The sequence below is a fragment of the Streptomyces monomycini genome, from assembly GCF_022271435.1.
Lineage (GTDB): Bacteria > Actinomycetota > Actinomycetes > Streptomycetales > Streptomycetaceae > Streptomyces > Streptomyces monomycini.
The window spans coordinates 55,175-64,012 of sequence record NZ_JAFIQY010000022.1 but is presented as its reverse complement, the minus strand read 5'-3'; the positions used below and the strand labels follow the sequence as shown (position 1 = coordinate 64,012).

The 8,838-nt window shown below is 68.8% G+C and carries 10 protein-coding genes and 1 pseudogene; 6 read left to right on the top strand and 5 right to left on the bottom strand.

The genetic code is table 11. The annotated features are described in order from the left end of the window. Positions 1-36: 36 nt before the first annotated feature. The 4 genes and pseudogenes from JXZ78_RS41130 to JXZ78_RS23690 form a co-directional block, all read left to right on the top strand. Positions 37-279 (top strand): annotated as a pseudogene (locus JXZ78_RS41130) (GIY-YIG nuclease family protein); the annotation flags it as partial. 426 nt (positions 280-705) lie between these two features. Then, the gene (locus tag JXZ78_RS23700) at positions 706-1,365 is read left to right on the top strand and encodes a hypothetical protein (protein WP_238783327.1); all 660 of its coding nucleotides are present in this window, start codon (positions 706-708) and stop codon (positions 1,363-1,365) included. A gap of 103 nt (positions 1,366-1,468) precedes the next feature. Further along, the gene (locus JXZ78_RS23695) at positions 1,469-1,756 is read left to right on the top strand and encodes a hypothetical protein (RefSeq protein ID WP_030019356.1); all 288 of its coding nucleotides are present in this window, start codon (positions 1,469-1,471) and stop codon (positions 1,754-1,756) included. A gap of 344 nt (positions 1,757-2,100) precedes the next feature. Next, positions 2,101-2,859 carry a DUF5131 family protein gene (locus JXZ78_RS23690; protein WP_030019357.1) on the top strand — a complete coding sequence of 253 codons (759 nt, stop codon included), beginning with the start codon at positions 2,101-2,103 and terminating at the stop codon, positions 2,857-2,859. Here the strand turns inward: JXZ78_RS23690 and JXZ78_RS23685 are convergent. The 3 genes from JXZ78_RS23685 to JXZ78_RS23675 all read right to left on the bottom strand — a co-directional run bounded on the left by JXZ78_RS23685 (position 2,849) and on the right by JXZ78_RS23675 (position 5,995). Continuing rightward, on the bottom strand, positions 2,849-3,952 hold the full coding sequence (locus tag JXZ78_RS23685; protein ID WP_030019358.1) for a three-Cys-motif partner protein TcmP: 1,104 nt from the start codon (positions 3,950-3,952) through the stop codon (positions 2,849-2,851). The genes JXZ78_RS23690 and JXZ78_RS23685 overlap by 11 nt on opposite strands. A 532-nt stretch (positions 3,953-4,484) precedes the next feature. Next, entirely contained in the window at positions 4,485-4,649 is a 165-nt protein-coding gene (locus JXZ78_RS23680; protein ID WP_167745406.1) for a hypothetical protein, read from the bottom strand. Between the two features lie 995 nt (positions 4,650-5,644). Then, positions 5,645-5,995, bottom strand: coding sequence for a hypothetical protein (locus JXZ78_RS23675; RefSeq protein WP_030019359.1), 351 nt, complete (start codon positions 5,993-5,995; stop codon positions 5,645-5,647). Between JXZ78_RS23675 and JXZ78_RS41125 the strand changes: the two genes are divergently transcribed. Beyond that, positions 5,963-6,157, top strand: a complete 195-nt coding sequence (locus tag JXZ78_RS41125; protein WP_372498439.1) for a hypothetical protein — start codon at positions 5,963-5,965, stop codon at positions 6,155-6,157. The two genes, JXZ78_RS23675 and JXZ78_RS41125, sit on opposite strands and share 33 nt — an antisense overlap. A gap of 5 nt (positions 6,158-6,162) precedes the next feature. Then, positions 6,163-6,339 carry a hypothetical protein gene (locus JXZ78_RS23670; protein ID WP_157851529.1) on the top strand — a complete coding sequence of 59 codons (177 nt, stop codon included), beginning with the start codon at positions 6,163-6,165 and terminating at the stop codon, positions 6,337-6,339. A gap of 627 nt (positions 6,340-6,966) precedes the next feature. On the opposite strand, the gene JXZ78_RS23665 is transcribed toward JXZ78_RS23670, so the two are convergent. Next, entirely contained in the window at positions 6,967-7,935 is a 969-nt protein-coding gene (locus JXZ78_RS23665) for a CopG family transcriptional regulator (RefSeq protein WP_238783333.1), read from the bottom strand. 2 nt (positions 7,936-7,937) lie between these two features. After that, positions 7,938-8,474, bottom strand: coding sequence for a hypothetical protein (locus tag JXZ78_RS23660; RefSeq protein WP_030019361.1), 537 nt, complete (start codon positions 8,472-8,474; stop codon positions 7,938-7,940). Positions 8,475-8,838: the final 364 nt, after the last annotated feature.

Genomic DNA, 8,838 nt, shown 5'->3' with positions numbered 1-8,838 from the left:
GAAGGCGTCTATGACACCTGGCTGCAAGGGGGATGCATGGGAGATCATGTCTATGTCATCGGCGTTCCTGACTCGCCCATTGCCAAGATCGGTGTATCAACCGACCCGGAACGGCGACTACGGCAGATCCAGGCCATGAGCCCGCTGAGGCTGGAGATCCTTTGGACGTGTGTGGGAAGTTACCCGCTTGAAGGCCGCCTCCATGCCCACCTGGGGGCCTACCGCTCCCACGGCGAGTGGTTCGACTTCCAGGACCTGGACCCTGTGACGGTAGTACGGGCTGCCGTCAGTGCAGTCCGGGGCAAGGAGGCTCCGGGGCCAGCCGAATCAGCGCGCCCCCGTCCATGTACAGACGGCACGGCACCCGGCTGTGTTTGCGGCCACGAGCACTGGCTTCACGGAGCAGGCGGATGCACCGTGATGGGCTGGGATGAATCCCAGGACTGTCAATGCGCCGCGTACGCCCCAGCCCCCGCACGCGATGACGAGACCGTCACACCGATACCTGCGCATCAGGTGGTGACGAACGGCCGGCAGGGGTCTGCTCCACTCAGTCGTCCACTGGCGCTGAGCACGGATACCCGGGTACGCCTGGGACGTGCTGTGCGAGAACTCCTGGGCACTCCGGGCCTAGCGGGCGCTCCGGATCCGGTGCGGCTAGCGCTGCTTGTGCTGGCCGCACACACACCGAGGACGGCGGGTCTGATGAAGATCACTTCTCGTGAGCTTGGCCAGTGGCTGGGACTGTCGGTCTCCCATATGCAGTCGGTGGTGTTGCCTGGGCTGCGTCGCTCCCGTGCCGTGGTTACGGGAGTACTGACGGGAGAGTTCGGTGAGGGCCGAAGCCTGGAATGCGAGGTTTTGCCGCTGCGCGCCGCGCGGGATATGCCCAAGCATCCGCTGGCACTGTCACACGAGGAACTAGCCATCTGGCTGCGGCTGATGGAAGCGCTGATGGCCCCAGGCCGGTCAGCACGAGACTGCACGCACACCCAGGCCGGGCTGCTGGCCGGTCGTACAGGGCGGGGAGCGTCGACCGACCGTTTGGCGTTGCTGCTGCTGGTGTTGGAAGCGGCAGAGACCGGGCGGGTACGGCTGTGCGGAGGAACGGTGGACAAGCACCGCGGCCGGGCGGCGGCGACGCTGGCACGGCTGCTGGGCTGCGGTCTTCCGGGCGCCGAGCGGGTCCTGAAACGGCTGGAGGACGCAAATTTGGTGCATCGCCCGCGGCAGGAGACGACGTCTGGGCTGTACAACCGGACTCGGCTAGTGGTGCCCGCCGTCGTGGCCGCGCACCGAAAGCCGTACCCCGTGGGAACCTATCCATCCGCCGAGTCAGGAAATGGGCCGGAGCCACGGAGGTGACGGAGAGCGGGAACGGATATCCGGACGACATCGCGGCGCCAACCAGTCGGCGGGGTCCAGCGCGCCACCGCCTGGCTCACCGTCCGCACCCGGGGGGCCGGACATGGCACCGGGGCTCCAGGAGCGGTCCGCGGCGTACGCGGCCGGCGCCGCCCGGGCCCGCGCGGCCGGGGCTGCCCACCCCGCGCAGGGCTCAGCCGTCCGGCCCGGCAGGGAACTGCTGGCACGCCCGGAGCCCGACGTGATGAAGGCCGCAGCGGAAGCGGAGGAGACCGCACGGCTGCGGGCACAGATCGCCGCACAGATGCCGGAGCTGGCGGCCGTCACCGCGGCCCATCACGGAGTCACCTACGACATGTCCACTCGCTCCTCTGCCGGGGCGGGTTCGTGACACAGCGGGCAGACCGTACTTCTCGATGCTGTCGCCGACCAGTGGTCGCCGAGGTCGTGGCCAGCTGCGTCAGCCCGGTGGACTCCATCGTGACCACGGCTCTGTGCCCGGGCTGGTCGTCCGCGTGACCGGGCGGTCGTCGGTGGCTGGCCGCGGATGTCGTGACCTGACCGAAGCAGTGAGATCTCTTGAAAGGAGATGCGCACAGATGTTCCCTTTAGGGGTATCGGGAGCGCCCGTGGGGCGGGCGGTGGTTGGATGCCGGTGTCCGCTGGGGCCAGGGATCGTTGGGCAGGCTGCTTGGCGTGCCTGTGGCCGGTGCGTGGCGCGGGGAGGGGTGTCCGGTGAGTGACCGGAGCACAATCGAGTGGACCGAGGCGACGTGGAACCCGACGACCGGGTGCGACCGGGTCTCCGAGGGCTGTACCAACTGCTATGCGCTGACGCTGGCGAAGCGGCTGAAGGCGATGGGCTCGGCGAAGTACCAGAACGACGGTGATCCCCGGACGTCCGGGCCGGGCTTCGGGCTGACGGTGCATCCGGACGCGCTGCGGGTGCCGTACGGGTGGAGGAGCCCTCGGACGGTGTTCGTGAACTCCATGAGCGACCTCTTCCACGCCCGGGTGCCGCTCGGTTTCGTCCGGCAGGTCTTCCAAGTGATGGCGGACACTCCGCAGCACACCTACCAGGTGCTGACGAAGCGGGCCCGCCGGCTGCGGCAGGTCGCCGGGAAGCTGGAGTGGCCGCCCAACGTGTGGATGGGCGTGTCCGTGGAGACGGCCAGGGAGCTGCCGCGCGTCGATGACCTGCGGCAGGTGCCGGCGGCGGTGCGGTTCTTGTCCTGTGAGCCGCTGCTCGGCCCGCTGGACGGCCTGGACCTGTCGTCGGGCATCGACTGGGTGATCGCCGGCGGTGAGTCCGGCCCGCACTTCCGCCCCGTGGAGGAGGAGTGGGTCACCGGGGTCCGGGACGTGTGCCTGGGCGCGGACGTGGCCTTCTTTTTCAAACAGTGGGGCGGGCGTACGCCGAAGGCGTCCGGACGTTGTCTGCAGGGCCGTACCTGGGACCAGATGCCCCTGCCCACCGCCGTGCCTACAGGCTGACCAGGCTCTTCGTGGTGAGTTTTCCCGTGCCCGGGACGGTGATCAGGCCGTCCCGGCGCATCTGCCGCACCGCCTGGAGGGCGTGCTTGGGCATCCAGCGGGCGGTCTCCGTCAGCAGCCACTGGCCGACTTCCTCCACCGTTGCCGGGCCGGTGCGCAGGCGCTGGGTGACCAGTTCGAGCAGTTCGTCGTCGGCCAGGCCGGCTACCTGGAACAGGTCGAGCTGGCCCTCGGCCGTGGCGCCGCGGGTCCGCGGATCCCGGAAGCTCTGGCCGTCCAGGCCGTCGACCTTCCACATGGCGTCCTTCATCGCCAGCAAGCCCTTGGGGCTGCCGGTGCCGAAGACGAGGTAGAGCGGCTGGCCGGTGCGGGGGACGAGTTCGAACTGCAGCTGGTAGCCGAAGCCGGCACGCCGCAGCGCATCCCGATAGGTGCGCAGCCACTCGCGCCAGCGTTCGTCGGGACGCGACTCGTCTGCGGCCGGCGCCCAGTAGCCGCGGCCGCCGAAGACCGCGTCGAGGATGTCGGGGTTGAGGTCTTCGCGGCGGCTGAACCAGTTGGGGCCGAAGGTGGTGATCGCCTCGCTGGCCGGGTTGCGGGCGATGCGCCGCATGACGTCCAGGGGCACGTTGACGCTGCCCCAGCTGTCGAAGATGCCCAGGATGGGCTGGCCCCAGGCGCCGAGTTCGCTGAGGATCGCCAGGCTGTCGCGGCCGGCTTCACCACGGCGGACCTCCACCCGCACAGGTAGTCCCGCCAGAGGGCCGAACTTCGCGGTCAGCTCCGCCACCAGGTGTTCGTGACGGGCCCGGTCCTTCTCGATGAACACCAGGTGCACGCGCTGCGGACTGAGTTCCATGCGGTCGACTGCCTTGTGGCGCAGCAGGCGGTCTAGGATGAAGACGGGGGAGCCGGGCTCGTTGTCCTCGTAGCGTCCGGGGCCGGCGAAGGCGTCCAGCAGGGTCACCCGGGGCCGGGCGTATCCCGTGCGCTGGGACGTCTGCAGAAGGATGGGCCACCAGGCATCCAAATACCGCTGATACAGCCGGTGTTTGGCCGCCGTCGCCGGTTCCAGCTTCCACAGCACGCCCATACCCGCCCCTGGGTCCGCCCGTATGACACGAATGTCGGCAAAAATTGTCCACTCTCAGGCAATAAGCCGCCAGACCGTCGACCACGAGCTGGCCGACAGCACTCTTCTGGCGCGAAACCGTCTGTGGGGCGACCGAGCACAGCGCCCGGTCGGCGCAACAAGCCGGAGCACACCACGGCTGTCGAACGAGCGGCTGCTGCACCTCGGCGCCCTACCGCTCGCGGTCGCCCACGCCACGGGCTGCAAAGTCGCCGTGTCGGGCCCGACGATGCGGCGGCTCGCTGGTCTCTTCCCGGCTTGGCCGGGACCGATGCCCGCGACGCGTTCGGCACAGCCGGCGCCGCCCGTTCCATGCTGCACACCTGCGAGCGGTGGAGCCCGCCGGCGAGAGACGGCCGCCGAGCTGGAGATGAGCGCGGGCTTCAATCGGAAGCTCGCCTGGCGGGCCCCAGGCCGAAGCCGGTGAAGAGGCCCTCTCGCAGCGTGCACGGGGATGCGCTGCCCGTTGCCTGCGCCGCACGGCCGGCATCGGTTACTCCGCTGGTGTCCACGGCGGGTCGTGCGTGTAGTTCAGCCCGTCGCAGGACCAGCAGTTCCACTCGTCCGGGACCCGGTACAGCTCCCGCCAGAAACCGGTGGGCTCGCCGTAAACGACACAGTCTTCGCCGCACCACCCGCACTCGAACGAAAAGTTCACGAGCTTCCCCTCCCCGACCCGTACGGGCCACAGGCCTCCCCTTGTTAGCAGTAGTGGCCCTGGGGAAGGCACCGGAAACCGGTCAAGGTGGACGGCCTCCGCCCCCGCCGGTGCGCCCGGACGGGCAGCTGCGCCGGCGAGAGGAGTACGACGGCATAGGACTTGGCGGGCGTCCGGCTCCGTCTCACCTCCGCCTGTACGGCGGGCACGCGGGCCGGCCGAACCGTCGTACCGGTGAAGGCGACGAGCGGAGGGCGCGACGTGCTCAACCTTGCCTTCGCCGCAGCGGAAGCGACTCGCAGCTCGCCTTGACCTGCAACGCGTTTTAGCCGATCAACGTCTGGCTGAGGCCCAAGAAGGGCGTTAGCGTTAGCCGCATGCGCAAATCATTTTTCGAATTTGTGGGCGATGGCACTATGCGCCGGACCAAAAAAGTGCTCTTTCTTGTCGAGCGCCCTGGGTTATATGCGGCCAAAGTTGAGCTCACTCGGTATTTTCACCCGCAGCTCACTGTATTGGTCAGCAAAGTATCCCCTGAGAGGCGCATGAAGGCGCTCAATGAAATTTGCGCAATGCGGCATGAAATCGCCGAAGCGACACAGGCAGTCCTAGTGGTGCCCCAGAGCGCACCGCTAGGAATCCGGGTGACCTGCCCACTTCCTTTACGGCCATTGCAGAGTGGCGATCCGAGTGTCAGTCGCGAAAACGGCCGCTTGTGGGTGATGAATGCGTATCGATCCCTAGGTGTATCGATTGCGGCTATTCTCGGGGTCTCTGACCTTTCGGCGGGTAGATCCGTAGAAGCGCTGCTCGAAGAAGTGGTTAATGAGTGTCACGGGAGTCCCCTGGCGCAGCCCAGGACGCCTGAAGCGATGAAACAGCTGACAGCCACAGCCGCCATTACGTTCGCGACGCCGGGGGCTGGCCAGACGGAACCGTTCGCCGTCCCCTCTGGAGTCGGGAACGCTCCGTACTTGCAGTGCCCTGTTTGCTCTCTACCGCTCATGACGCCAGGGCGTTCCCGTCACCAGCAGTGCGAGACCAGGGCAATTGCGCAGGAGGCCGGGGTCGAGCAGCCAGGAAAAGCCCCAGCGCCCATGGCCGCGTATCGGCGGCTGGTCGCCAAGGTCGAGGAGCGGGAATGGGGCGTTCACGGGCAGCGACGAGAAGCGACGAGTCGAGATCCGGTCAGAATCCCAGCGGCTCGGCAGGCGGTGCTGCTTCGGTGCCTGGGACGGTGCGAGAATCCGAAATGCGGCGGACAGCCGCTTGATGTCACAGATGAAGGTCAACCAATCCTCGAAGTCGATCACGTGCAGCGAATCGCTGAAGGAGGCCGCGACCATCCAAGTCAAATGATAGCTCTCTGCCCGAATTGCCACGCGATGAAGGAGCGGGGACGCAACCGGAAGATACTGCAAGCAGTTCTCGCCAGTACTGCTAAACGTCAGCACGCTATTTGGGTCAAAGGTTCGACGGTGTCACAGGCCACTTCTCGCAAGAATTGACACAGATGAAGGCTTACGGCGAGGTCCGGCAGCGCACCGCCGAGTACCTGTTCGTAATACGGCTTAAGCAACTGCGCGAGCAGGCCGCCGCCCGGACCGATGCGGCTTCGGCCGCGCCGTGGTCGGGCCGGCTGCCCGGGCTCGCCGCGCGGCCGCTGGAGGGGGCCCGGCCGGGACGGTGAGCGCATGAGCACCAAGCTGAGCGGCGTCGGCTTCGCGCGCCAGACCCTAACCGCGGCCCGGGAGGCGGCGAAGAAGAGGGGCAACACCCAGACGCAGAGGCCGAAGCGGCGCACCGGCACGGGCGTACGACGCAATGGACGCGAGCCGCTCGGGCTTGGTACGGCGACCGGCATGATGATGACCGAGCGCGGCATGGTCGTCCCGGCCGCCGACGGCAGCGTCCCTGCTCAGTTCAACGTCAACCTCGCCGCGGCCGAGCCCGAACTCACCGGCCCTGTTCAGGCCGTGGCGTTCGATGCGGACACCGGCCACCTGGACGTCGCCTCCGACGCCCAGCAGCCGGCACGAAGCTGCGCTCGAGCACCGCCGAGCACCTGCTCGCCGCGCGCAGACCGCCTGGCTCACCGCACAGGCCGCAGCCCAGGCGCAGGAGCCGGGCCTGCAAGGCTGGGCCACCGTGTACACGGCGGGAGCGGCGAGGGCCGCCATGGCCGCTGCGCCGGCCGGTGCCTCAGGGCGCGCCGTGGGTGCCGGGGCTGGTCGTCCGCGTGGCCGGGCGGTCGTCGGTGGCAGGCCAGAGCCCGGGCGGAGGTTTCGAAGGGTGTGCGCCGGCCGGGCGGATGCGGCTACCCCCAGCGCCTGAGATTCCGCTTCAGCTCCTCGTACCACAGGGCGCGGCGCGAGTTGCGCGGTCCGTCGGGCGGGGGGCCGAGGGCGACGACCGGGTCGGTGACCTTGTAGGTGGCCCGGTACGCCAGGACGTCCGTCGCGGTGTCCAGCCAGTCGTTGGCACCTCGCGCGGGAGCCATCGGGCCGAACGCGGTGTGGAACCAGACCGGCATCAGATCCGTGCCGCTGAGCACGTCGGACAGGCGGCTGCGCAGCCGCATCCGCAGCTTGGTGTCGGCCCGCTGGCCCGCGTCGATCGTCTTGCGGTGCCTGGCGCGCAGCGCGTCGTCGGCCGCCAGCTGGCGCTCCGACTTCTGCGAGTCGGCCCGCAGCTGGGCGATCCGGCCGTGAACCTCCCGGGCCTTGGGCGCGGAGGTCTGGAAGTCCAGCACGGCCGCCTTGCGTTTCGGATCCCCGGCCGGCGTACCGGCCAGCACCGCGGCCGCCGTCAGCACCGTGTGGCGGTGCTGACGCCGTGCCTCCAGGGCGCTGTGGAGCCGTGTGCCCGCCATCTGCAGTGTGGCCCGCTGGTAGTCGGTCAGCAGGCCGGACTGCGCGGCGATGCCCTTTTCCACGATCAGGGCCAGGGCGTGCAGTTCGCCGCCGCGGTCGTCGAGATCGGCGACGACGGCGCCCTTGGCCTGCCGCAGGTGCCGTTCCAGGGCCGCGACCCGCGTCGTGAGGCGGGAGACGCTGCTCTCGACACCGGAGATCTCTGCCCGCAGGTCGCTGTCGAGGCGCTCGGTCTCCTCCTTCGCCTCCTGGAGGTCGTACTCCAGGGAATCGACCCGGCGGGGGATGCCCTCCAGTTCGTCGACGCTGTTCTCCAGGTCGTGGAGCTTGTCGCTCACGTCGGACAGCTCGGAGGTGACTTCCCGCTTGACGCGGTCGATCCGGTGGTCCAGGTCGCTGTACGAGCTGTCCATGCTCACGCTGCCTTCACCTCCTGCTCGGCGTCGCTGGCCTGGACGCCGCTGAACAGCCAGCCGACAACAGCGGCGATCCAGAACCAGCCCGAGATCACCCCGAAGACCAGGAGCGGCACCAGGACGGTGACGATGCTCAGGCCGATCGCGGCCGAGCGGAGCATCCGGTGCCGGCCCGGGGCCGGGTCGGTGGCGCCGATCAGTACACCGGCCAGTGCCTGGAAGCCGGCCAGGAGCAGCCACCACCAGCTGATCCAGCCGGTCAGCGGGGCCAGGGCGAGCAGCAGGGCCCCGGCCACATGCACCCCGGCCGCCCACGTCAGGGCGCTCTTGCTGACCTTGCGCTGCGGCGCCTCCAGCTTCGCCGGAACCGAGGCTTCGTACGCCAGCAGTGCGGTGCCGGCCTCGACCAGCTGCCCGAACAGCGCCTCGTACCGCGGATCGTCCTGCGGCAGACCGTCCAGCTCCTGGAGCACCGCGGTGATGCCGGCCTGGAGCCTGCTGGTCTCCTCCGCTACCTCATGCCGTATCTCGCCCACTCGAACCCCCACCTGTGATGTGACCGTGCCCCGCCGGGACACTGCCCCGCCGCGGCCGCCGTCAGCCCTGAAAGGCCGGACGACACTACTGCCGCCCACTGACACCGCGCCCCGCCCCGGGAGCCCGACCGCACCGTGCTGCCGCCGGGCCCGGGCGGCGGCAGCTGGTCCTGCGTTACGAAACCTCAAACTATGTGCGAGCGTCTGCCCACGTCAGCGGCCTGGGGTGAAGTGCGTTCTCACCACAGGCGGTACTTGGTGGCATACTGCGAGGCGCAGCGGCCACATCTGTGCCTGCGTTTCGCTCCTGCACCCGGATCCCGGTGGCGGGAGCTTTTTCGTTTCCATTTCCCGAGTCCGCCCT